The following is a 23,876-nucleotide window of genomic DNA, read 5'->3' on the forward strand; positions in this document are numbered from 1 at the left end:
ACATTTGGCAGTTTACCTTGGGATTGCAAATATTCATCTTCCGCTGCCATCATTTTTCAGCACAAGCTTTATTAAATTCATTATATGCATGGTCTAACCCATAAAGATTTTATGTTATAATAAGTTACACCATTTTCTACAGCCTCCATATTCGATTGACACAAAGCTAACACAACGGTGTTTTATCAGTTTCTACATAATTGATATTTATAATTCTAAAAGCTAAATAGGTTTTCATAATACTGAGAGTATCAGATGTTGGAATTCCTATCATTTTGAAACGCTATTTATACCCATCTCACTTCAAGAAACAATGAGTTATGTTGTCTTACTAATGAGCAACTTGAAAGGTAACGCGTATAGTTACTAGTTTTATTAATGAATAAAACATTTATTTACATCTACCCTCCTCCACTAATGGTAATATTATGATAAGTATGTTCTTTTTTTCATATAGCACTCATTACTCACAACACATCATATGACTGACTTTCACTCAAAACTGTTATAGTCAATAAACAAATAATTGTCACTATTATACCCAAATACCTTGTGTTCTACTTGTCCGTACCTTCTAACTTCGTTTATCCATATATCCAAGATTTCAATAAGAGGTCACTATGTTAGGGTTGAATGCCCTTGAACTCGCAAGGATACAATTTGCATTTACGGTTTCTTTCCACATTATTTTTCCAGCCATTACGATAGGCTTAGCGAGCTTTCTGGCGGTATTGGAAGGTTTATGGCTTAAAACACGTAATACGGACTACAAAACGTTATATCACTTCTGGTCAAAAATTTTCGCGGTTAATTTCGGTATGGGCGTGGTTTCCGGCTTGGTGATGGCCTATCAGTTCGGCACCAACTGGAGTTTCTTTTCTGATTTTGCCGGCTCTATTACCGGCCCGTTGTTGGTATATGAGGTGCTGACCGCATTTTTCCTTGAGGCTGGATTCCTTGGCGTCATGCTGTTTGGCTGGCATCGGGTCGGAGAAAAGCTACACTTTTTCTCAACCTGTATGGTGGCGCTCGGCACGATTATCTCGACATTCTGGATATTGGCCTCTAATAGCTGGATGCAGACACCACAAGGCCATGAAATTATAGATAATCAGGTTATTCCTGTTGATTGGCTCGCGGTGATCTTCAATCCCTCTTTCCCCTATCGTCTACTGCATATGGGAACAGCGGCATTCCTGGCTTCAGCATTTTTCATTGCGGCTTCTGCTGCCTGGCATTTGCTAAAAGGCAATGATTCATCCGCTATGCGGAAAATGTTGTCAATGGCGATGTGGATGATCCTGATTATTGCCCCATTGCAAGCCATCATTGGCGATATGCACGGATTGAATACATTAAAACATCAACCAGCTAAAGTTGCTGCCATGGAAGGTCATTGGGAAAACCATCCTGGTGAAGCCACCCCACTCATTCTATTTGGCATTCCTAATCAGGAAGCGGAAGAGACACGTTATGCAATCAAGATCCCCTATCTTGCCAGCCTGATTCTGACACACAGTCTGGATAAGCAAGTTCCAGCACTGAAAGAATTTCCCCCAGAAGATCGCCCAAATGCTTTTATGGTGTTTTGGTCATTTCGCATCATGGTGGGATTAGGCATTTTGATGATCCTTGCCGGCGTCTGGGGGTTATGGTTGCGTCATAAAAAACGCCTGTATGAAAACCCGCTCTTTCTCCGCTTTATGCTCTTAATGGCACCTTCTGGCCTTATCGCGATCCTGGCAGGCTGGTTTACCACAGAAATTGGCCGGCAACCGTGGGTCGTCTACGGCTTAATGCGCACCAAAGATGCGGTATCAGCACACGGTGAAATCCACATGAGCATCAGCCTACTTATTTTCTTTGTAGTCTATGGAGCCGTATTCGGCGTGGGTTACGCCTATATGATGAAACTCATCCGTAAAGGCCTTCCACAAGTAGTCCCAAATAAGGAGTCAGTAAATGGGTATTGATCTTCCTCTCATTTGGTTCCTGATCATTATATTTAGTACCATGATGTATATCGTAATGGATGGTTTTGATCTTGGAATCGGCATCTTATATCCAGCGATTAAGGAGCAATCCGATCGTGATTTGATGATGAATTCTGTTGCTCCCGTCTGGGATGGCAATGAAACCTGGCTGGTTTTGGGAGGTGCAGGATTATTTGGTGCGTTCCCACTGGCTTATGCGGTAGTTTTGGATGCACTGGCAATTCCATTGACTATTATGTTATTAGGTTTGATATTTCGTGGGGTAGCCTTTGAGTTTCGGTTCAAAGCCACACCAAGACACCAACATCTCTGGGATAAAGCATTTATTACCGGTTCAATTCTCGCCACGTTTATGCAAGGTATCGTCGTTGGGGCCGTTATTGCCGGTTTTCCTGTCGAAAATCGTGTTTATATCGGTAGCCATTTTGACTGGCTGGCTCCTTTTCCTCTGTTTTGTGGAATTGGACTTGTCATCGCGTATGCCTTATTGGGATGTGGCTGGCTGGTAATGAAAACCGAAGGTCATCTGCAACAACAGATGTATCGTGTTCTGCCCGCCTTGACCTTGCTGATGCTAGCCATTATTGCCATTATCAGTATTTGGACACCACTCGCTCACTCAACGATTGCTGAACGTTGGTTCAGTCTACCGAATCTATTTTTCTTCATGCCCGTACCACTGTTGGTATTGTGGTCGAGCTGGCAACTATTGAAATCTAAACCAAGCTCAAGCCATTACACCCCATTTTTGACAGCACTGTTATTGATTTTCATGGGCTTTACTGGATTGGGGATCAGCATTTGGCCGAACATTATCCCTCCTTCTATTAGCTATGAAGAGGCTGCCTCCCCGCCTCAATCATTGGGCTTTATGCTGGTAGGTGCACTGTTCATCATCCCGATCATTTTGACTTATACCTTTTGGAGTTATTATGTCTTTCGAGGAAAAATCACTCATGAACAAGGCTACCATTAAAACAGCGCCACAACGCCCTTCACTATGGAAGCGTTTGGGTTGGATGGTAACAATTTGGTTTTGCAGCGTATTGGCTTTATACGCCGTATCTACGTTATTCCGCGCGCTAATGACAATGGCGGGGATGAAGGTCAAGTGATAACTCACTTTTTTAATAACTGACACGATATTTGAATTGATGCGTCTTATATCTCCCCGCATAGCGGGGAGTATAAATTTTTTAACCGGACGTTATGGTAAATATGGGGGGTATGACAAAAAACAAATCTACCGGATATCGTGTTTAATCTCTTTGGGTTGAATTCTCCGTTGCTTGCGACATATAAACTTAAATCATTTGCTGCTTGAGGCGGGGTTATTTGTTAGTAATTTTCAAATATAAGGTTAAATTACTGATGTGGAACGAAAGGTATTCATGCTCTGATTACATCTTCGGTACCGAACCGAACATCTTTCTTACCTCTTGTAAGCACCTGCTATCACCGGGGAAATCAGTGTTATCTGTCGCGGATGGCGAAGGCCGAAACAGCATCTGGCTCGCTTCGCAGGGGCTGAATGTGACGGCTTTCGATGTGTCCGCAGAAGGTCTGAACAAAGCGAAAAAACTAGCTACGCTTAAGGATGTGTCGGTTAATTTCAAACTCTCTGACATAGAAAATTGGCGCTGGATTCCGGAACAGTTTGATATTGTTGTTGCCATTTTTATTCAGTTCGCACCACCTGCTATGCGCAGGAGAATCTTCGAAGGAATGAAAACGACGCTGCGCCCAGGCGGGGTGATACTGATGCAGGGTTACAGACCAGAGCAGATAGAATATGGAACTGGTGGGCCGAGGGAACCTGAATATTGTTACACACGGGCGTTACTGGAAGAAATGTTTGGGGATTTCAACATAATCAAATTAGATGAATATGATACTGAACTCCAAGAAGGGACAGGTCATTCTGGTATATCTGCTTTGATTGATTTAGTCGCATTTAAACCGAGTTGATTGGCATCCTCCTGGCTGTGTGAAAAAGCGGGTTAAATGCCCGCTTCAGATCGCTGTATGGGCTTCTTCTGTACTTATCGGCTGATAACTTATTACTCAGGCAGCATTTCCATGACAATCTGTCCCGCATCTGATACGGTCACGTATCTGGTCAAGGGTAACACCGTATAGATGTGAAACTTATTTGATAAATTTTATGGCTATAAAATAGGAAAACTATGATCACCCCATTTTTGCAACACTGATTTTTAACCTTTGATGGGCTTGCTTAAATCTATCCTGTGTCTCTATGGGCAAGGATGCCCGCGCCACGATGAGTTCCGCGCCTGATGAACCTAAAAAACCCCTCGGCCTCAGTGAGCCATTTCTATTATTAGGCTGAATAACAGCAAAATAAAATGGGTTCCCGATCAGCAAATAACGTTTATACGCATTACCTTTCAAGTTGCTCATTATAAGACAACATAACTCATTGTTTCTCCCCGCTTCGCGGGGAGATATAAACAATTACATTGATTTGCAAGCCACAATTTGGAATTTATTGGTTATCAACCATAAGCCATCAATGCTTTCTGACATAATTTCGAGCGAATACAATCTTGTTGGGAGAAATGGATCACACTGATAGCTTCGTCATCAGAAAACCGCTTTAATGCATCCACCAATCCTGATGTGATATTTGTTGGCAAATCACACTGGCTAACATCACCATTTACAATCACGGTTACATTTTCTCCTAACCGCGTTAAAAACATTTTCATTTGATTAACGGTAACATTTTGCGCTTCGTCAAGGATCACAAATGCATTTTCAAATGTTCTTCCTCGCATATAGGCAAAAGGGGCAATTTCTACTTTGCCAATTTCAGGACGCAAACAATATTGCAAAAATGAAGTTCCCATACGTTTTAATAACACGTCATAAACCGGACGGAAATAAGGGGCAAATTTCTCTGCCATATCTCCTGGCAGAAAACCAAGATCTTCTTCTGCCTGTAATACCGGACGCGTCACAATAATTTTATCAACCTCTTTATTGATTAAGGCATCGGCCGCCATTACGGCACTAACGTAAGTTTTGCCACAACCCGCCTCACCATTAGCAATAATCAATTGCTTGTTATTGATCGCCCGCATATAACGATACTGCACTTCGCTGCGCGGCATAATTTCTGAAGTATCCCTGCTTTCACGCGCCATTCCGATAGCCTCCACACCTCCTAGCTGCACCAGTGAAGTGACATTATCGTTATCCCGATAACGTGATTCCCTTTTTAACATTCTTCTGACTTCACGGCGAGATTTCATCACTGCTTTCTGTCTACCCATAGTTGCACACCTTATTGTTAGCCTCACTTTACGGTGTCTTAACATCGATGTTATTTATAGATAGGAGCTCCCTTTTAAGCTCATTAAAGGCCCATAAAAAAACCGACGCTAAGATCGTCACTTTTTATCAGTGACATGATCTTAAGCGCCGGCTCCTAACCGAGAATGCAGTTTTAGTATCTGTCATTAGCATTCCTCGCATCTTTCCGTTTTCTTTGGTGTAATCTAACGGACTATGATGTCAGTATAATGACAGTTTTTTATTTATGACAAGCTCAATGGTTAAGTTTTACAATTACCTGCCAGGCGATATCCCGCTTTTTTAGCTTCGGCTTCTGAGTGGAAGTAAATTGCGTTTTTATCTGCTACTGTTTTATAACCCGCACAGTGTGCAAAATGATAAATCTGGCTATTTTTATTGCCCTTAATGCCCTCATTTTGCGCCGTTTTTGAGGTCACCCCTTGGGTTGATATCTGGCTATTTCCTGCATGCAAATTATTTTGCTTTGACGCACTGCTCTGCCCCAATTCCCACTTTTTGCTACCAGTCACAAAGGGGTTATGGTGCCCCATAATCTTGGCGATTCGGTTATCTCTTTCACGCTCCCAGGCATCCACTGGATACTGGCGATCCCACGCCATCATCAACTGTTGCTGTTGGCGTGACATAGTCAAATTATAGCGGTCATGCATATAGAAATAGACTCTGGCAACCATACCTTTTACTCTGTCGCGTGGTTCAAACAAATGTGATTTAAAATCCACCTTACTGCTACATGAGCCATACATATTAGGTATATTTTTGGCAAGCATTCCGTAACCAAAGTTACTGCGATCACCGTTAACTTCACCGATGGATGGCGCCAGGTTGTGCATGTCTGATTCGATCATGCGAAATACAGGATCGGTTTCAACGCAGTTTTTTCGCCCACCATTTTGCCAACATTGACGCTGATGCCCAAATACCCAAGCGGGCACCATATGTTCCCATTCAATACGTGCAGCCCTTGTTTGCTGTGATCTAACGTGATAACCGCAAGAAGCCAGATCAACACGCCCACCACTTTTGCCAACCCACTGCCAATCACAGCCACAATATAGTGTGCCTATGCCTGATTTTGTTTGTCCGTTATAAACATTTTTTCTTAATTCAACTTTAGCTTGTTCGAAGCTGGTCGGTGCACTCCATGCATGAAAAGAGAGGGTTAATCCAAAAACCAAAAGATAACGTGCCAACTGGCCTATTTTACTATTCAAAATAATACCTATTTATTGTGCATAACATCCATCTATTATCCTGCCTGACAATACCCTAAAATGACAAATATTATTCGTCGATTTTCCCTTTAACGATTAGGAAAACATCAACACATTATTTAACGCAATTGATAATAAGATGATTTATACCAATCTAACGTCAAAATGCGTGTGATTTCATATATACGCATTACCTTTCAAGTTGCTCATTATAAGACAACATAACTCATTGTTTCTCCCCGCTTCGCGGGGAGAAACAATATGCATTTTGAAGTGAGATGGGTATAGTGTCGTAAATTGCAACTTGAAGTTTAATGCGTATAATCTACCGACTAACATATTTTATTGGCATATTAAGCGACAAAATATTAAGTTTATTAAACTATTGAGCTCCAATTATTTGGATAATATTAAGACATCCCTAAAATAGTTAATTGAATTTAGTAGGATAAATGACTATTAGCACTAAAACTGAACAACTTGAGCAAGAATTACTGGACGTTGTAAAGAAATATTCAGGGAATGAAGAGGTGACCGTCATTACCACTAACAGTTCAGAAAACAATTTACAAATTCAGATTATTATTGCCGGTAAGAATCAGTTAGATATTACACTGAATTCGTTTTCTGATTAACCAAATTTTTCTCTGTAGTTTGCCATAACTCAAATAAACCCTGCTATACCAATCGTCTTTCAAGATGTGTCTTATACCTCCCCGCTACGCGGGGAGATATCCAAGCACGGTTTTTTGATGCCATCGGTTATCTCACAACCAAAACAGAGATATTAGCATATCCTACAATGCCCGACGCATTGGAACCCAATAAGTGAGTTGAGATATCAGGCCGACGGGAGCCGACAATAATCAAATCTGCATTAATCTCACGCGCTGTAGACAGTACCTTATCCCGCGGAGAGCCGAAGGCAACAGAGAATGATACCCTATCTTTAGGTATATCAATGCGTTCTACGACTTTTTTCAGTTCCTCTTCAGAATTTGCTATTGCTTTTTTGGCAAAAGCACTCAATAAATCATAGTGGTAACTATAATTCACGGAAAATCGGGAAATATCTGGCACAGAGTGAAAAAGATGAACCTTGGCATTAGATATCTTTGCTAAATATTCAGCATGCTTGATTGCATTATCAGTTAATATATCTTCCACAATATCAATTGGAACTAAAATCGTGTTATACATACATACTCCCCTGTAATCGGATATAACCGCTAGCTATTGAGCATCAGTTAAAAGCAGTAAAATCAACAAATTATCTTCTCACCATCAATAATTATCGCACTACTAATACAGATGTTTTTGCATATCTGACAACTCCAGCAGAGTTGGAGCCTAACAAATGCGTCGTGATATTAGGTCGTCTTGAGCCGATAACAATCAAATCAGCACCAATTTCATCCGCTGTAGCTGTAATTTCGTCTCTTGGTGAACCAAATGCAATCGAATAGGAGATCTGACGATTTGGTAATTCAATGGAATCAACCAGCTTTTTCAAGTCCTGTTCTGCCTTGATAGTCGCCTTGTCCTTAATTTCCATATAGCCGAGTGCATAAGCATTAATGATCGCCGATGAAATAGGTAATACATGTAAAAAATGTAATTTGGCCCCTGTTTCCCTGGCAATTTTAAGAGCGCAGTCAACGGCCTTGTTGGTTAGATCTTCTTCTGAAATATCTACTGGTACTAAAATAGTTTTGTACATATGCACGCTCCTACTTATCGAAATACCAAGTTATCCTGATTTCTTTTATACGCATTAAACTTCAAGTTGCAATTTATAACACTTGATGTCTCCCCACTTCGCGGGAAAAAATCACACGCATCTTGCAGTTAGATTGGTATAGTATATTGAAATGCGGAAAACTTACTGTGAGTTATCTAACACCTAAAACATGTTAGCGCCTATTCAGATTCATGGATAGGGATTAGCCCGATAAACTCATAAACATCCCTGCAATCGTGGCGCTCATAAGATTGGATAAAGTCGCGGCCAGCAATGCTCTAAGGCCAAGTCGGGCGATATCTGATGTCCGTTCAGGGACGACCGAAATAAAAGCCCCGACCACAACGGCAATCGAGCCAAAGTTGGCAAAACCACAAAGCGCAAATGAGATAACAGCAATGGTTTTAGCATCCAGAACCACCACCGGATCGTTTAAATAGGGAGAAAAGTTTACATAAGCGACAAATTCGTTGATTGCCAGTTTTTGCCCAATCAAACTCCCGGCTAAATCTGCATGTTCCCAATTAACGCCCATGATGTAAGCTAACGGTGAAAAAAGATAACCAAACAGCTTTTCCAAACTTACGCCTTGCCAGCCGAACATCTCCCCAAAACCACCGATAAGGCCATTAATTAACGCTATCAGGGCAACAAAGGTCATGACCACCGTTGCTACGCCAACCGCGATTTTTAGCCCTAACATCGCACCACCAGCAGCGGCTTCGATAATACTGGCGGGCCGCTTTTCACTAAATGAAATGTGTTCAAATTGGACTTGTGAAGGCTCCAGCGCTGGACTGAGTAAACGGGCAAATAAAATACCACCAGGGATCGCCATCAATGATGCAGCCAGAAGATATTCTATCGGGACGCCTAATCCGGCATAGCCAACCAGCATCGAACCGGCAATCGACGCCATACCGCTACACATCACCGTGAAAAGCTCATTGCGGTTCATTTTGTTGACAAAGGGCTTTAAAACGGCCGGCAATTCATTTTGTCCAAGAAATATTGTTGTTACTGCCGCAAAAGCCTCTATTTTGCTAATTCTCATCAATTTCTGGAACGCATATCCCAAGATATTAATGATCCATTTCATGATACCAAGATAATAAAGGATAGATATTAGTGAGGTAATAAAAATTATCGCTGGCAATACTTGAAATGCAAAAATAAACCCTGCACCGTCAAACAGCTCATTCATTTTAGGTCCAACTAAACTGCCAAAGATGAATGAACTTCCTGCCGAGCTGTAAGCAATAACCGCATTAACACCATTAGCCACATTATTAATCAACCATTTTCCCGCAGGAATATAAAGCATAATCGCCCCAAGCGCTATTTGGAGAAATAATGCAGCCCCTACTGTACGTAAATTGACTCTTTTTTTATTGACTGAGAATAGATAACCAAGAGAAAGTAATAGCACCACACCCAATAAGCTGCGTAAAATATCCATGATGACATTCCCATTTTTTAGCCAGCCGAAAAATAACGAATATATTTCTAAGTTTTTTCAGGCTGGCATTTATACCAATCTAACTGCAAGATGCGTGTGATTGCCTCCCCCGCAAAACGGGAAGACATCAAGTATTATAAATTGCAACTTGAAGTTTAATGCGTATATTTTATTATGATTTTGGATAAAAATTTGGACGGAATTTATTGTGTTTTATTTATCTCTTGATAAGCAAGCGCAATTTCAGCTGCTAATTTAGCATTATTGAAAACCAATTCAATATTCGCCTGTAAACTTTCTCCGCCAGTTATTTCTGTGACTCTCGCCAGCAGGAAAGGTGTACTTTCTTTACCCACAATACCTTGATTTTCTGCTTCATGAACCGCCTGTTCAATCGCGCGATTGATCCGTTCTTCCGGCATAGCAAATGGCTCAGGAATCGGATTGGCGATCACAATTCCACCTTTCAGCCCTGAGTGCCATTTTACTTTCATGGCCTGGGCTATTTGTTGAGGATCATCAAGCCTTACACTGACAGGGAATTGACTGCTACGGCAGAAGAATGCAGGCAGTTTTTCTGTCTGGTAACCCACCAGAGGCACACCATGAGTTTCCAGATATTCCACCGTTAACCCTAAATCAAGAATGGATTTAGCACCAGCGCATACAACGGCAACATTGGTCATAGCCAATTCTTGTAAATCAGCCGAAATATCAAAGGAACGTTCAGCACCGCGATGAACACCACCAATACCTCCTGTCGCAAACACAGCAATACCTGCCATTTGTGCAATAATCATAGTTGAAGCCACCGTCGTTGCACCATGTTTGCCCGCCGCAATAACAAAAGGTAAATCACGACGGCTAACTTTGCTAACCAGATGCCTTTCTTTCGCCAAGAATTCAATTTCATCATGGGATAACCCAACTTTTATTCTTCCCTCAATAATCGCGATAGTTGCCGGAACTGCACCATTTTCCCGAATACACTGTTCAACCTTTAAAGCAGTTTCTCTGTTTCGCGGATAAGGCATACCGTGAGAAATAATTGTCGATTCCAACGCAACGACAGGACAATTAGTTGCCAATGCGTGCTCCACCTCTGGAGAAATATCTAAATACTCATTTAACGCAATATTCTTATTCATAATGTTAATTCCAACAGTTTTTTTACTCTACTACAGGATAGATTTGGGTAATTAGTTAATTCTGAAGATAAAGTCAGCGCAGAACAGCCTTGTGAAAAACGGATGCTTTCTTCTAATGCCATCCCTTCCAACCAACAATATGCCAGGCCAGCCATCATTGCATCACCCGCCCCATTGGCATTGACAATATTGGTTGGAATGGCTGGCGAACGCCCTGCCGCTCCGCCCATTTCACTGTAATACACTCCTTCTGTTCCCATGCTCAAAGCGAGTCGCTGAACACCTTGCTGATGAAACCAGGCTGCCGCATCGGTAGCATCTGCCAAGGTCGTTATTTTTATTCCACTTAATATTTCAGCTTCGAGTCGATTAGGTTTTAAGGTATGGATGTAGGATAACCAATGACGGATTTTGTTTGCTTTAAATGTCGATACAGTATCCACAAAAATCGGAATATTTCCTGCGTGATTGAATAACCACTCTAATGCATCTTCCGTTAAATTACAGTCAATGATCAATACACCCGCGTTTTGAATTAAAGACTGAGATTGAGATAATAAAGCAGGCGTAAGTTGTTCCAGTATATCCATATCATTAACAGCAATTCGCATTTCACCTCGCTCATCAATCAATGAATGGTAAGTCGATGTACTTTTACCTGATAATTGATGAAGATAATCTGTATAAACACCCGATAATTTTGTTTGTTCAAATAGTGTTTTTCCATAAATATCATCGCCAATAACAGAAATCAGATAACTTTCTTGACCCAATAAAGCAATGTTATGCGCAATATTTCGCCCTACTCCACCTGCCGTAGATTTATTTTTACCTGGGTTAGAATCTTCATAGATTAATTCAGAAAATACGTAACTGGTAACATCCATGTTAGCGGCACCGACCGTTACAGCATAACTATTTTCTGAAAGAATATAACCCTTTCCTTTAACATTCCCTTTTTTAGTCAGATTCATAATATGCCCCGCGACACATGAACGGCTAATTCCAAGAATGTCGGCGATTTCCTGCTGCTGAATAAAAGGATCTCGCCTAATAATCTGCAATATCTGTTTTTCTCGATTTGCCATATCATGCCCTTACTCATGTTTGAACATGACAGCTTTGTATTTCATCACTGCGTGACAGTAAAGTTTATTTATGCAGTTTATTGTCATTGTGAGAAAGTGATCGTAAGCCGAATGAAAAATCGTACACTCACGATAAGTGTGACAACAATCACTATATTAATAGTAAAAGTTTACCAAAAGAAAAGAGTTTATACCAATTAGTCGAACTTATAATGTTTTATATTGTGATAATAACTGTAAAAACAATCAGATCCATAAAACGCAAAATTAAACCAACATCTGTTTGTTTTTCTATTATTCTTGATTTTTAGATCATTAGAGAATGGCTTGTTACATCCAATGATGATTCATCTCACAACCCCTAATTGATTATCACTCCACCTGTTCAAAGGTGGAGTGAAGTTAAATTGAGCACGATTACAAAAAACTGGCGTTTAAAAAAGCAATTGTCGATAAACTGTCATGGCATATCCTTACTTTTTTTAAAAACGGATACTTGTCAGGCGTACTCGCTACAAGACGAAATGAATAACGTGGTAAAGACAGATTGAGAGCACAATAAGATACAGCCGTGATTATTTCATTTTGTGGTTGGGTGCGCTGTATATACGGACCAGCATTGGGTACTGTCACAGCCTGCTGATAAGATGGATTAGGTATAAAATCACCACTTTTAATATAAGTTCTAGTGCTGATATCATACTCATATCTCTGAACTCCATGAACTTGCGTGATATCAATACCACCTTGAGCTGCTATATATTCTTGCTGATGCCCATAATCATCAATCAACTCTAAATATTTGTCATTATTTGTCTGCTGATAAAGGTACTTGAATGTTAAAATCACACTATAAAAATTGGAGGTTGGCCGTATGGAATAAATATAAAATGGCTCATGTTGAGCATATGAAGACTCGACACCCCACTCATAAGCAAATCTTTGATCGGCAGACGTTGCAACAAATGCTGACATGTTAGCCGGATCTGGAGCTTGCTCATCCTGCGGCTCAATCTCCTCCTCCTGAACATGCTGCGCAACATCATCATCCGTCCCCCAGGGACGAAATCCTCCTTCAGCGATGATTTTTTCTAGAGGACGAAAATCCATTCGGTAAACTGTATAAACTTGTCCTGGTGGCTGAGCATAGGATTGCACTGTGCATAAAAATACAATACATAATAAATAAAGGTGTTTTAAAATATTCATCAAATGTTCCTCTCTTAAAATTTTATCAATTTTCAGAGAAACCAGAAAAATGATTCACGATTATGGAAACCAAGCTTGTACTGAATCAAATTGCGGACCTCTATACCAACCAGAACCCCATGCGTTACATCGAGATCCATAATCATCATCCAAAAGTGCCACCATCTGTCCACTGGCTTGGGCTGCCAGAATAGTTGCGTAAGCATTTTTCCCACTATCATAGTCACTTTCTAAATGACTGTAAGGCCAGTAAATTTTAACATCATCATTACTCCAACTCCGTCCTTTTTTTGATAACCAGACTGCCCACTGATCCCATTTATGAGCATTTGACCATACCCCGACCACATAACCTCTTCCACATTCCTTCATGTAGTCGATGCCTAATTTTTTGATGGCTTGTCCCCTACGAACAATAGGGTTAGGGTTTAAAAAATGTGTTTCCCTGGTTATTTTCGTGTCACTTGAGCAAGCTGAACAACTCAGCGCCATAATCATCGCTATGAATAATATATATTTTTTCATAATATTTATTCCCCCAAAAGAAATATAATCTTCTGTAAGGCAAAGCCTTACCATCCAAATAAAGTATAAAATCATTTCTTTTGTTATTTTAATACTACACACAGAAGCGTCAATATCAGAGCAAGATCACAAATTGCGAATGTTTTTTGATCAAAAACAAATTTATTATCCCTCTTTCCTGTTTTTTCATTAAGCCAGAGGGAGTAAATTAGTAATTTTATAATTCTTAATAAAATTAGGTATGTTAAGTTCGCCAACAAGTTGAATTTATACTTTAGCTTTTCTTCATAATTATGACAGTAAGTTGTGTTAGCATTAATTATGCTTATTAGTTTTTTTATTTTTTAAACAATAGATAAGGTTGGTTTACATTTCATTTAAAAAAACCGGTTTGTATTTTGCACTCAATTGATAATTTAGTGCATTGTAAAACCGCTTATTTACTAACAATCAATCTATTTCTATGCTTTATTTTATAAGATCATAATCAAGTCTATCTCCTTTTTCTACTTTACCACTTGGATATATAACTTTTGATTTTTCTTTTTTGTTTGAAATAATAATTTTTTGCATTTTTGTTTCATCCAAAATAGGTTTGTAATTGATTTTCCATTGTTGACCTTCAGTCAGGGCGCGAGCATACTTTGATTAATACTCACTCAAAGAAAACTCTTGCCCTATAATCGTCACACCATCCCGCTTTCTTAAGCTTGTTTCTTTGGCTGGGTGCTCCGCAATCGCATTGTTTGGCCATATTCAGCACAATACGCCGGAATAACGCCAAATTCTCAATCGCGCCATCCAGAACAATCCGTGAATCATCTTCTTTAAAGACCACATCAAGGATATAGTGCTGGCTATTCTCTATCCGCCAATGCTGGCGAATGTCGTGTCCCAATAACTTATGCTTGGGGGAAAGCGAACTCACATAATAAGACGTCTCCACTGTCCCTTTACCCTGCTGTGTCCGGTGACGTTCAACCGCAATCATGCTGCGAATGGTCGGCCACTTCTCTGCCAGTTCTGGCGTGAATTTGGGTTTTAATGGAAACACATAACGCTCTTCACGTCGCCCATGGGCGACTTGCCTGACTTCCGTCTAATTTTCTCTTTCCCGGCATCAAACACCGCCTGAAATTGCGATTGGACCGCGTCCCACAAATGGGGCTGATTTTTCTTCACCTGAACAACAACATGGGCCTTCTTCTCACGGATTTTTTCCAGCGTTTGGCGTTGACAGTGCAAGGCATCAAGCGTCACTATGCTGCCTTTCAGGTCAAGGAGGTCAAGCATCTTCCGTACGATACTGATTTCACCGTTTTTCGTGGCGGTGGCTCTCTGGCTTAGAACGAGTTTCTTTCACAACGGTTAAATATTCAATCAGGGTCTGGTTCGGATTCATGGGCAAGGATTAAAAAGAGAAATAAGAATAATTAGATCACGTCATTACTGTTCATTCAATCGGCGTTAAAAAAGTATGCTCGCGCCCTGGTGTTCGGTAAAGGGAAAACCTAGATAATAAAGCCCCGCCAGCACTGAGACATAGTTCATTGACTCAGATATCTATCAGATTTTCGGCATCGTACTGACAAAATTATGGACGGTTCCGGCTTACAACCCTGAAAATTCATCTGACACCAGAACAAAAATGTGCCCTCGAATTGATGCATGATACCACTCGAAACAGTCGAGTCTGTGATCGCATCAAGGCCGTGCTTTTGGCGTCAGAGGGCTGGACTGCCCAGATGATTGCACAGGCCTTGCGTATTCATGAAAGTACGGTAAGCCGTCACCTAAAAGATTTCATCGCGCTGGAAAAGCTCACCCCGGAAAATGGCGGCTCTGAAAGCCATCTCTCTGCCGAACAAACCGCCGACCTGATTGACTACTTGACGGCAAATTTGCTGCATACCACCGCTCAAATTGTGGCCTATGTCCGAACACGTTGGCAAGTTTCTTTCAGCGTGGGTGGAATGACAAAATGGCTTCACCGCCAAGGTTTCAGCTACAAAAAACCCAAGGGAGTGCCGCATAAATTCGATGCGAATAAACAGCAACAATTTATTGATGACTACCCGTCCCTGAAAGACGGAGCGGGTCAGAATGAGCCTATCCTATTTATTGATGCGGTACATCCTTCACAGTCCACAACGCTCAGCTATGGCTGGATGAAAGCGGGAAAGAATCAGGTAAAAGTGGTCGAAACCACTGGCAGTCGTACTCGTCTCAATATTCTGGGTGCCCTCAATTTACAACGCATTGAAGACACGGTGATCCGTGAATATCCGAGTATCAATGCTGAAAACATCGCGTATTTTTTCGGGGTGCTCAGGGAAACTTACCCGCTTTCGCAAAAAATCCATCTTATTCTGGATGGTGCGGGTTACCACCGCGCCGAGTTGGTGAAAGAGATGGCGTATGTCCTAAATATTGAGTTGCATTACCTCCCGCCTTATAGCCCAAACCTCAATCCGATAGAGCGATTGTGGAAGTATATGAATGAGCAAGTGCGTAACAATGTTTATTTTCCGGATACGAAAACATTTCGTGAAACCCTTCGTCACTTTTTTCATGTCACTTTGCCAGAAAAAGCAAAAGAATTGACGACTCGACTGACTGATAATTTCCAGATTTTAAAACCATCATCTTGAAGTGAGATTGGTATATAACACTAATTAAGATTATTTATTTTTTGAAATCAAAACCTTGCTTATAAATTTACAATTCTCTTTTTGTCTCCTTACCATCAAGCCAAAAATAGGGGCCATCTGAGTTTTTATAATTAACTGGTTCAAAAGACACTTTGGTTTCTTCAATATGCAACATTGCACACATTAACTTATTTTTTTCATCTTTATTTCCATTTATTAGTGCACTTACTGCTAAGGCTGGATCTATAACTCTATTTAGAGTAACTACATTTTTATTTTTACTATTTATTCTGAAATTATTTTCTATATTATCATTTCTTGGTATATCATAGTGCATATTTTCTTTACTGGTATTTAAGCTGGATGAACTGATTTTCGTGATACACTTCATAAGAAGTGTTCCTTTGTACGCCTCTACTATTGATTTAGGATATGCCTTTGAAATTGTTGCTGCAACAGGCTCTTTCCATATTGAAAAAAATTTTAGTAGTCTATTAGGCTCATCTGCACCATAACAAAATAATAATCGGATATGAGTGTATTCATTATGCTTGTAGTGTTTTTCTAAATCTTCAGCTAATTCTTTAGCGGTTATATGTTTTAACTCCCCTCCTAGTCTTAGGCCAATCCTACCGAAACCACTATGAGCAACCACACTCAAACGGGATTTATATGAAGTGGGATGTACATCTTCAACCAAATAATATGATTTTGATGGGTCAATTATAAATTGGATCTTTTTCATAAAATATAGCCTATTTAATTTGAAAGATGGTTTTTAAAGTTTAGATTCTTTAATGATAATTAAGTAAATAAATATTAAATAAAATAACTTTAGCAATTTTTTTCACCGGAGGTTTGCCGCTAAGTACGTGTAACGGCTCGCATTTGAAAATTATCGGACTCGCAATCAGCACAGATTTTGGCTCAAATTAATTGGGGTTGTAAGTAATCTTCCTGATTTCAGTCAGAGAAACAATAGGATACAGACTATCTAGCAGACAATTCTGCTCTACCGAGTAGTAGTTAATTTATTCAATAATAAAATCAATTAGATGTACGCTATTTACCAATGCCATAGAAACATAAGATAACGTAACGGATGAAAATCCAACGGAGTGATCAATTTTTATAATGGTAGTTACAAAGATTAGAAATACATATGCTAAAACCGCCTCAAAACAATTTTGAGAAATTTTCGTTATTCAGTTGAGAAACACAGATGAACAGCTAAAATTGCGTAGCGCGATTTCTACGCGCATTTATGCCCGTTAGGGCATGGGGTAGACCCAACAGTCGTGTCACCAGCCGCCATTTCGATTATGGAAGGTTAAGACGGGCATTCATATCAAGGTCGAAACGTCCATATGGATTGACGTGTTCCCATATCAATGGCGTCAAAGCAGCATAATCTCGGAGCGTAAATTTCCTTTCCCAATGAGGTTGGGACAATACTTCCTGAATCATCAGCGTGTTGATGTAAATCATGCAGTTTTGGAGCAGGTGCAGTGCCAGCATACTGATTCCATGATTTTCACGGCGGTTACTCACCATTTCACCCCGGAGTGCAAAGAAAACAAAATCAGTTGCCCCATTCCATTGTTCAACCACGTTAAGCCCTTCGTTAATTTCCCGGCGCAATGCTTCATCATTCAGATAATGACACAAAAAAATAGTTTTTATCGCCTTTCCCAGCTCGCTGAATGCCTTGTAAGTAGGATGTTGCACATTTTTTCGGGTGAAACGCCGCAAAATGGTTTCGGTTTCTGCTGTGCCCAAACGCAGTGCGGTAGCATATTTTACCATCTGGTCATATTGCTGCCGGACTGTCTCCCAATCGATGGATTTAGTCAAAATTTGTTGTAAATTAGCATAGATATCCGCTTTACTGCTCCCCGGGCGATATAATTTCTGTGAATGGACAGCCTTGAGACGAAGTAATAACTGAAAACCGAGCAACCGGCAGAAAGCAAAAGCCACCGTGCTCTGACCATGAGAATCAACATACTGCCGTTCAACTTCCATCTCAGTGCAATGATGGATCACGCCTTCGATCATGGAGGCGACTTCCGATGAGGAGGGTGACTTGAGCTGTGAATGAATGAATAACGAATTGCTTTCAACATGCCAGTAAATCATGATCCCCCGCCCGCCGTAGCGCACATGCCATTGTGTCGTAAGATTCTGATCCCATGCACCGAAATGTTTGGAGTCAGATGCACAAGCCGTGGTGCCGCTACCCCAGATAGTTGGATTACGTGCCCGCAACGTGCCATCGGCAATAATAGCGATTGCACGACGCATTGCATCAACATTCATATAACGCTGGCGCACATAGATCAAATCTCTGGCCATCGTACCTGAACCCAGCCCAGTCATACGCTGCAAACCCGCATTAGTGCCCAAACCGTGCAGGCATATCCACCGGCTGTTTCAGTGAGATTACCGGTCGCATGATTTTCTATATTTCCGGTTGTTGAGTGATAACTATCGCCCTCAACATGCAAAATTGAGTTACCCCGTGCATCAAATTCAAATGCAGTGCCTGTTAGCATATGAGTTATTCGATACATTCAATTCTTTAATCAGCATCAGGAAGAGGTTTTCCCCTTCATTTGTACCATCACCCAATGCCATCATCTGAATAGAACTGCTGTCGTTAGGCAATTCTATGGCTCGTGTTATGGTCGGGCTACTATAAGAAAATGTTTCCTCTCTTGATTCCAGATTGCCGACAACATCATCCTTATCAGGATGTTCTAAGGCATTGAGATTCGCTTTGAATAACAGGCAATCAAAAGCATGAGGGTTAATATCCAACGTCTTTTGCAGAACTTGCTGTGGTCAATGTCATAGCAATACCGGCCACGGTTATCCGGTATTACGTTCACCATCTGCTCACGGATCCAATGACGTTCCAGCCCGGCATTCAGGACGAGGCAGCCTTGCTGACGATTGTCAGACGTCCCACCGATACGGATCAGGTTAAAATAATGGTCAAAGGCGATATGCAGGTAGCCCCGCCGTTCGGCTGAGTCCGAATCTTCCAATAATATTTTATGGGCGTACTCACTGAAATCGTCTCCCCGCTCTTCAACCAGCAGATGGAAACCGTCTTCGTGTTTTTTCTGTAATTCTTTTTTCAGCTTTGGCTTCCACGTTCCAAACGGCCCCGTAATTTTTTCCAGTTTCACGATCACCAACAGGCCATTATCAAATACAGCTGTGGCCTGAACCTGTTCACGTCCTAACAAAGAGACACAAAATATCTTCTTCTGAGTATCCATCGTCTCGTCTCATGCGGTAAATCTGGTCATGATGCCTGTTGCAGAAAAAGACTGCTGCAACAGGGAAATATTGCGCTTTTTTGGTTGCTTTGATTGAGAGTATTTCTCGATATAGCAATTAAGCACATAGAGAGAAACATTGATCCTTGGATTAGCGGGCTTGGCTAGTTGCTTTAACGGGGTTGTGTCAATTAAGGATGGGTGATTTTGATATTTAAGTGTATTAACTTAAATTTGATCTGATATTGTTACGGCACAGGGCTAAACCTCATCTGGCAGGCAGCTCTGGGCGGCAAGCGGACATTAATACTTGTTCCTAAATTAATTAGGATCCATTGGGTAAAACTCTAATCCTGATGAAGTCCTGTTATCACAAATCTCTTTTAAATTCATTATTGGTAATCTACATTTATTCTGACGAACAATTTTAGGAAACAGAATCCACATGGAACCTAACATAGGTAGACCGATATCAGGTGAAGGCCCATCTTGGTATAGAAATAGACCTCCTTCCTATATTGAAGATGAATTTTACTCTTTAATATTAGGCGAGCATATGGTGAATTTTTCCCACCTATTCGATGAGTTTATGTTGGTTGGGGACGACACTGTTTATATCGAACCTTTTCGCTCTGTTCTTCCTTCAACACTTACACTTGAGAAAATTGGGAACCATGAATTTAAAAGCCTAAAGAATGGTAAGTTACTGCGACGTGGAAATGAAGATACATCATATGTGGGTAGCGAACTTGTATACGTTCGGTGGCAAGATCTCTATTGCATCATAGGTGCATCAATGGGGTTGTGTAATCACGAAATGTAATTTAAACAAAGACCCGCTCAAGCTTTTATAGCGGATCTTATTTAAAATCCTCCAAAATAAATGATTATTAATTTTCCAATCAGAATACAACAATATGTTATGTATATCAGTTGCAGAGCATTTTCGAACTTCCGTTCCTCGCGCATAGCTGACTGTAAGATTTGATTGTGTACTGCACGAGAAAGCTGTCAGATCACATTTGAACTAATGCAATTTAAGCTATTTGAAACACATCCTACGTGTAATGCTCGCATTTATCCGGTTTTTCGGCTCGCACTCATTACAAATGAGCTTACAATCCATTTTATCCGATTCACGATAACTGCGAATTAAATCTAATTCCCTGAGCTAGTTTATTAACTCGCTTTAATGTCGTTGTGTACGTTCTGCGACGTTTACGTCCCGCTCATCAGCGCGGCAACTTGACGGCGTAAAATCATGTAACTACAATTAGTCACAATAGGAGAGCGTACCAATGAGTAAACTGGACAAACTGAAAGAGGCGTTTTTACATAGCCGAAAAACCTTTGCATGGTCGGAACTGGTTTCATTACTGAATTTGTTGGGCTATGAAAAAAAAGAAATGCAGGGTTCACGGGTACGTTTTTACAACCCGAGCATCAATCACACTATCATGATGCACCGCCCACACCCAGAGAATTACATTAAGGGCGGCACAATCAAGGCAGTGAAAGACACATTAAAAGAGGTAGGTTTGCTATGAGACACCTGACTTATAAAGGCTATATCGGTACGATTGAATTTGAAGTAGAGGATAATTATCTGTTCGGAAAACTGGCGTATATCCGTGACTTAGTCACCTATCAGGCAACGACCATTAAGGAACTGGAAGACGAATTTAAACAGTCCGTGGAGTTGTATCTTGCGGATTGTCAGGAACTGAACAAAAAACCGGATATTCCGTTCAAAGGTGTGTTCAATGTCCGGGTACATCCTGATACCCATCGCCATCTGGCAGAAATCGCGGAAGAAAGCGGCATGACCATTAATGCGGTGGTCAATAAAGCCCTTGAGAACGAAATCAGCCGACACACCCGTTAACCAACCCGCAATCATCCTTACCCAGATATAAAAAAGCCCACTGCGAAGGTGGGCACAATTGAGATCTATCATACCAATATGTAGTGCTACATATTGGTCGGTTATGATTTAGAATCCCATAACAATACAGTGACCAAAATTACTTTACCACTTTACAATTCGGATTCAGGAGTAGTTAGCCATAAAAACTAATGCCATATCGACTGAAAATTCCCGGTCAGGCTTCCCGTTATTAAAATGACACCAGAATGCTTTGGTACTGGCTTCTATCGTCTTTTTATCATTATCCGGTACAACAACATTGGCTACATAAAAGTAAGCCACCTCACTCTCGGTGCAATGCCAGACAATCTCGCTATGGTTACAATAAAACAAAAAAAGCTCCATCAAACGCTCAAAAAGAATTCCTTGAGTAATAGGGGCACGGTATGGATGGGTTAATCTTTCATTTCGGAAATAGTCTTTCGCCGCTTTAATTGATTTGAAGGTATATCCACATAATGTGATAGTTTTCGCCATTGTGACTATTCCTTAACCAGCCATCGGTTTAATTGGTACTAAAAGAATGTAAAGTTTTAAGCAAATCCTCAGTACACCACGAAAGATCCTCTTTACTTAGGATGTCATTAACAACATCCTCTTTGAAGGGAATCTCAAGCAGGAATGAAGCTGGCTTCTTAGGATTTGGAACAATAGGTTTACCATCGCTTACCCAATGTGCTTCCAGCCGAACATTCAGGTTTTGCCACTTAACGCCCCTACGGATTATGTTTTTTTTAAGGATATAGAAAAAAGCAGAGTTTCCGTTTGGTGTTGGATGGTTATCCATTAACATAAGGAGAAGAGGAATTCCCCAGTCCGGTAGATAGCTATAGTGCCAAATCCCGAAACTGTCAGCGATCCTAACCAAACGAATGAATGACTTTTGATCAAGTTTCCCTTTACCGCCACGTAGCGACCTACAAACAAGCCAAGCCCGACAGAGGTTATCAAATTGCATAAATCGCTTTCGGCGAGATGCTGCGATTTCCGTAGACACTGTTTTTTCATTCCCGGAAAAACCACGGAAACGGCGTGTTTCAGTACTTAGTGGGCAAAATTCACCATTTGTTGGTGGCGATGAATGGGAGAATCTAGGACTATAATTAGGATTAGGCGTTACTAAGCCACTATTATGCACTGCTTTTTCACAGGCAACACAGCGTAGTGAAGGATACCTTTCCCGTAAAATCCCCTTCACCTTTTGCGCAAAATCATCAATATTGATTTCGACCCAACCATTCTTTTCCAGAATTTCGGCTTTATCCATAATATGTTGTATTAAATGATATTGATTCCATAACAATACGAACAATCACTATTACAGGTTAATAAACAAGCAGCAAGTAATTTTTTATATAAGCTGCATTTCATAGTCTTCATCTTTAACTGATGTCTCTTTGTTAATTACGGGTTGTCAGTGTGTTTAAATATGTTTAAAACGCGGTAAATTGTCGCCTCGCCGAGTTTGAACTCCTTGGCTAGCTGACCAATCGTAGTCCCGGATTGACGGCGGAGATAAATCTCCTGGCGCAAAGTCTCTGTTAACTTAGCAGGGCGTCCAAATCTGACACCGTTTTCTTTCGCTTTTGCGATCCCTTCAGCCTGACGCTCACTGCGTAAATCGTTTTCAAATTCTGCAATTGAAGCCAGCATGTTGAACATCAGACGTCCTGTTGACGTCCGGGTATCAATTTTTGATCCAAAACAACCAAATCTATAGCAGAATCAACATAACCTGACACATTCGATGTGCTCGGTAAACAACTCATCAACCGAACATCTTTTTTGTCTTCTTATCGCTTTTGCCCTACCCCATTTGTGTTCTATGGGATTCAAGTCCGGACTATAAGCGGGAAGCCATTCTAATTGATATTGACTCTCTGCTATAGAACTCCGTTTTTTGATATTTCGTGCAGTTGACTACTTCAAATTACATATTTCGGTGCATACGAGTACTGAGCATAATTACGTTTAGTGCATAAATGGCAAAGTAGTATTCAGTCTCATGTGTTTTTTATGAGTCTGAATAAGTAATTCAATAATAGCGTGATAGTTGGGTAAGTCTATCTGACTTATTACTTGCTTAAATATTGGCTCACTGTATTTTACTTTTCATTATATATTATTGCTGGCAATATATTACGATATTAAAAACCTATTTCTGATAGTAATGACTAGGTGATTTATACCCATCTCACTTCAAGATTCGTGTGATTTCTCCCCGCTTTGCGGGGAGAAATCGGGTTTCATATCGTGTTGTAAATTGCAACTTGAAGTTTAATGTGTATATATAC

24 protein-coding genes and 2 pseudogenes are annotated in these 23,876 nt (G+C 40.6%); 8 read left to right on the forward strand and 18 right to left on the reverse strand.

The window, feature by feature from the left end; genetic code table 11:
- Positions 1–620: 620 nt before the first annotated feature.
- The 4 genes from IQ211_RS10475 (at position 621) to IQ211_RS10490 (ending at position 3,962) form a co-directional block, all read left to right on the forward strand.
- Positions 621–1,973, forward strand: coding sequence for a cytochrome ubiquinol oxidase subunit I (locus IQ211_RS10475; RefSeq protein WP_189759740.1), 1,353 nt, complete (start codon positions 621–623; stop codon positions 1,971–1,973).
- Positions 1,963–2,970: a cytochrome d ubiquinol oxidase subunit II gene (gene cydB / locus IQ211_RS10480; protein WP_189759741.1), complete on the forward strand. Its 1,008-nt coding sequence runs from the start codon at positions 1,963–1,965 to the stop codon at positions 2,968–2,970. The genes IQ211_RS10475 and cydB overlap by 11 nt, the downstream gene beginning before the upstream one ends.
- Entirely contained in the window at positions 2,951–3,109 is a 159-nt protein-coding gene (locus IQ211_RS10485) for a DUF2474 domain-containing protein (RefSeq protein WP_189759742.1), read from the forward strand. Before cydB ends, IQ211_RS10485 begins: the two co-directional genes overlap by 20 nt.
- A gap of 256 nt (positions 3,110–3,365) precedes the next feature.
- Positions 3,366–3,962, forward strand: coding sequence for a class I SAM-dependent methyltransferase (locus IQ211_RS10490; protein WP_189759755.1), 597 nt, complete (start codon positions 3,366–3,368; stop codon positions 3,960–3,962).
- Positions 3,963–4,510: 548 nt separating this feature from the next.
- Here the strand turns inward: IQ211_RS10490 and phoH are convergent.
- Both phoH and IQ211_RS10500 read right to left on the reverse strand, forming a co-directional pair.
- Complete coding sequence (gene phoH / locus IQ211_RS10495; protein ID WP_189759743.1) at positions 4,511–5,290, reverse strand: phosphate starvation-inducible protein PhoH; 780 nt, start codon at positions 5,288–5,290, stop codon at positions 4,511–4,513.
- A 282-nt stretch (positions 5,291–5,572) separates the two neighbouring features.
- Positions 5,573–6,547 carry an endonuclease gene (locus IQ211_RS10500; protein WP_189759744.1) on the reverse strand — a complete coding sequence of 325 codons (975 nt, stop codon included), beginning with the start codon at positions 6,545–6,547 and terminating at the stop codon, positions 5,573–5,575.
- Positions 6,548–6,999: 452 nt separating this feature from the next.
- Here IQ211_RS10500 and IQ211_RS10505 point away from each other — a divergent pair, with 452 nt between their 5' ends.
- The gene (locus tag IQ211_RS10505) at positions 7,000–7,182 is read left to right on the forward strand and encodes a hypothetical protein (protein ID WP_189759745.1); all 183 of its coding nucleotides are present in this window, start codon (positions 7,000–7,002) and stop codon (positions 7,180–7,182) included.
- A gap of 127 nt (positions 7,183–7,309) precedes the next feature.
- On the opposite strand, the gene IQ211_RS10510 is transcribed toward IQ211_RS10505, so the two are convergent.
- The 8 genes and pseudogenes from IQ211_RS10510 to IQ211_RS10545 form a co-directional block, all read right to left on the reverse strand.
- Positions 7,310–7,747 carry a universal stress protein gene (locus IQ211_RS10510; protein WP_189759746.1) on the reverse strand — a complete coding sequence of 146 codons (438 nt, stop codon included), beginning with the start codon at positions 7,745–7,747 and terminating at the stop codon, positions 7,310–7,312.
- Between the two features lie 91 nt (positions 7,748–7,838).
- On the reverse strand, positions 7,839–8,267 hold the full coding sequence (locus IQ211_RS10515; RefSeq protein WP_189759747.1) for a universal stress protein: 429 nt from the start codon (positions 8,265–8,267) through the stop codon (positions 7,839–7,841).
- Between the two features lie 223 nt (positions 8,268–8,490).
- Positions 8,491–9,747 (reverse strand): NupC/NupG family nucleoside CNT transporter, encoded by a 1,257-nt coding sequence (locus tag IQ211_RS10520; RefSeq protein ID WP_189759748.1) that lies wholly within the window; start codon positions 9,745–9,747, stop codon positions 8,491–8,493.
- A 203-nt stretch (positions 9,748–9,950) separates the two neighbouring features.
- The gene (locus IQ211_RS10525; RefSeq protein WP_189759749.1) at positions 9,951–10,895 is read right to left on the reverse strand and encodes a pseudouridine-5'-phosphate glycosidase; all 945 of its coding nucleotides are present in this window, start codon (positions 10,893–10,895) and stop codon (positions 9,951–9,953) included.
- A complete protein-coding gene (locus IQ211_RS10530) occupies positions 10,892–11,983 on the reverse strand; it encodes a PfkB family carbohydrate kinase (RefSeq protein ID WP_189759750.1) in 1,092 nt (363 codons plus the stop codon). The genes IQ211_RS10525 and IQ211_RS10530 overlap by 4 nt, the downstream gene beginning before the upstream one ends.
- 417 nt (positions 11,984–12,400) lie before the next feature.
- Complete coding sequence (locus IQ211_RS10535; RefSeq protein WP_189759751.1) at positions 12,401–13,192, reverse strand: enterotoxin A family protein; 792 nt, start codon at positions 13,190–13,192, stop codon at positions 12,401–12,403.
- A 60-nt stretch (positions 13,193–13,252) separates the two neighbouring features.
- Positions 13,253–13,717 (reverse strand): hypothetical protein, encoded by a 465-nt coding sequence (locus tag IQ211_RS10540; RefSeq protein ID WP_193836357.1) that lies wholly within the window; start codon positions 13,715–13,717, stop codon positions 13,253–13,255.
- Between the two features lie 655 nt (positions 13,718–14,372).
- Positions 14,373–15,070: pseudogene (locus IQ211_RS10545) on the reverse strand (ISAs1 family transposase); the annotation flags it as partial.
- A gap of 266 nt (positions 15,071–15,336) precedes the next feature.
- Here IQ211_RS10545 and IQ211_RS10550 point away from each other — a divergent pair.
- Entirely contained in the window at positions 15,337–16,368 is a 1,032-nt protein-coding gene (locus IQ211_RS10550; protein ID WP_193836358.1) for an IS630 family transposase, read from the forward strand.
- Between the two features lie 67 nt (positions 16,369–16,435).
- On the opposite strand, the gene IQ211_RS10555 is transcribed toward IQ211_RS10550, so the two are convergent.
- The 4 genes and pseudogenes from IQ211_RS10555 to IQ211_RS10570 form a co-directional block, all read right to left on the reverse strand.
- On the reverse strand, positions 16,436–17,113 hold the full coding sequence (locus tag IQ211_RS10555) for a hypothetical protein (protein WP_189760996.1): 678 nt from the start codon (positions 17,111–17,113) through the stop codon (positions 16,436–16,438).
- A gap of 575 nt (positions 17,114–17,688) precedes the next feature.
- Positions 17,689–18,789: pseudogene (locus IQ211_RS10560) on the reverse strand (transposase); the annotation flags it as partial.
- A gap of 111 nt (positions 18,790–18,900) precedes the next feature.
- Complete coding sequence (locus IQ211_RS10565; RefSeq protein WP_189760997.1) at positions 18,901–19,188, reverse strand: hypothetical protein; 288 nt, start codon at positions 19,186–19,188, stop codon at positions 18,901–18,903.
- Complete coding sequence (locus tag IQ211_RS10570) at positions 19,128–19,655, reverse strand: hypothetical protein (protein ID WP_223281843.1); 528 nt, start codon at positions 19,653–19,655, stop codon at positions 19,128–19,130. Before IQ211_RS10570 ends, IQ211_RS10565 begins: the two co-directional genes overlap by 61 nt.
- Before the next feature lie 1,298 nt (positions 19,656–20,953).
- Here IQ211_RS10570 and IQ211_RS10575 point away from each other — a divergent pair.
- A complete protein-coding gene (locus tag IQ211_RS10575; RefSeq protein WP_189760998.1) occupies positions 20,954–21,202 on the forward strand; it encodes a type II toxin-antitoxin system HicA family toxin in 249 nt (82 codons plus the stop codon).
- Positions 21,199–21,540 (forward strand): type II toxin-antitoxin system HicB family antitoxin, encoded by a 342-nt coding sequence (locus tag IQ211_RS10580; RefSeq protein WP_189760999.1) that lies wholly within the window; start codon positions 21,199–21,201, stop codon positions 21,538–21,540. The genes IQ211_RS10575 and IQ211_RS10580 overlap by 4 nt, the downstream gene beginning before the upstream one ends.
- Positions 21,541–21,705: 165 nt before the next feature.
- Here IQ211_RS10580 and IQ211_RS10585 read toward each other — a convergent pair whose 3' ends face one another.
- From IQ211_RS10585 to IQ211_RS20130, 4 genes are all read right to left on the reverse strand, one after another.
- The gene (locus IQ211_RS10585; protein ID WP_189761000.1) at positions 21,706–22,059 is read right to left on the reverse strand and encodes a hypothetical protein; all 354 of its coding nucleotides are present in this window, start codon (positions 22,057–22,059) and stop codon (positions 21,706–21,708) included.
- 28 nt (positions 22,060–22,087) lie between these two features.
- A complete protein-coding gene (locus IQ211_RS10590) occupies positions 22,088–22,849 on the reverse strand; it encodes a hypothetical protein (protein WP_189761001.1) in 762 nt (253 codons plus the stop codon).
- A 137-nt stretch (positions 22,850–22,986) separates the two neighbouring features.
- Positions 22,987–23,274 carry a recombinase family protein gene (locus tag IQ211_RS10595; protein ID WP_455570262.1) on the reverse strand — a complete coding sequence of 96 codons (288 nt, stop codon included), beginning with the start codon at positions 23,272–23,274 and terminating at the stop codon, positions 22,987–22,989.
- Positions 23,275–23,307: 33 nt separating this feature from the next.
- Complete coding sequence (locus IQ211_RS20130) at positions 23,308–23,487, reverse strand: transposase (protein ID WP_399478481.1); 180 nt, start codon at positions 23,485–23,487, stop codon at positions 23,308–23,310.
- Positions 23,488–23,876: the final 389 nt, after the last annotated feature.

The sequence above is a fragment of the Xenorhabdus griffiniae genome (assembly GCF_015163655.1).
Lineage (GTDB): Bacteria > Pseudomonadota > Gammaproteobacteria > Enterobacterales > Enterobacteriaceae > Xenorhabdus > Xenorhabdus griffiniae.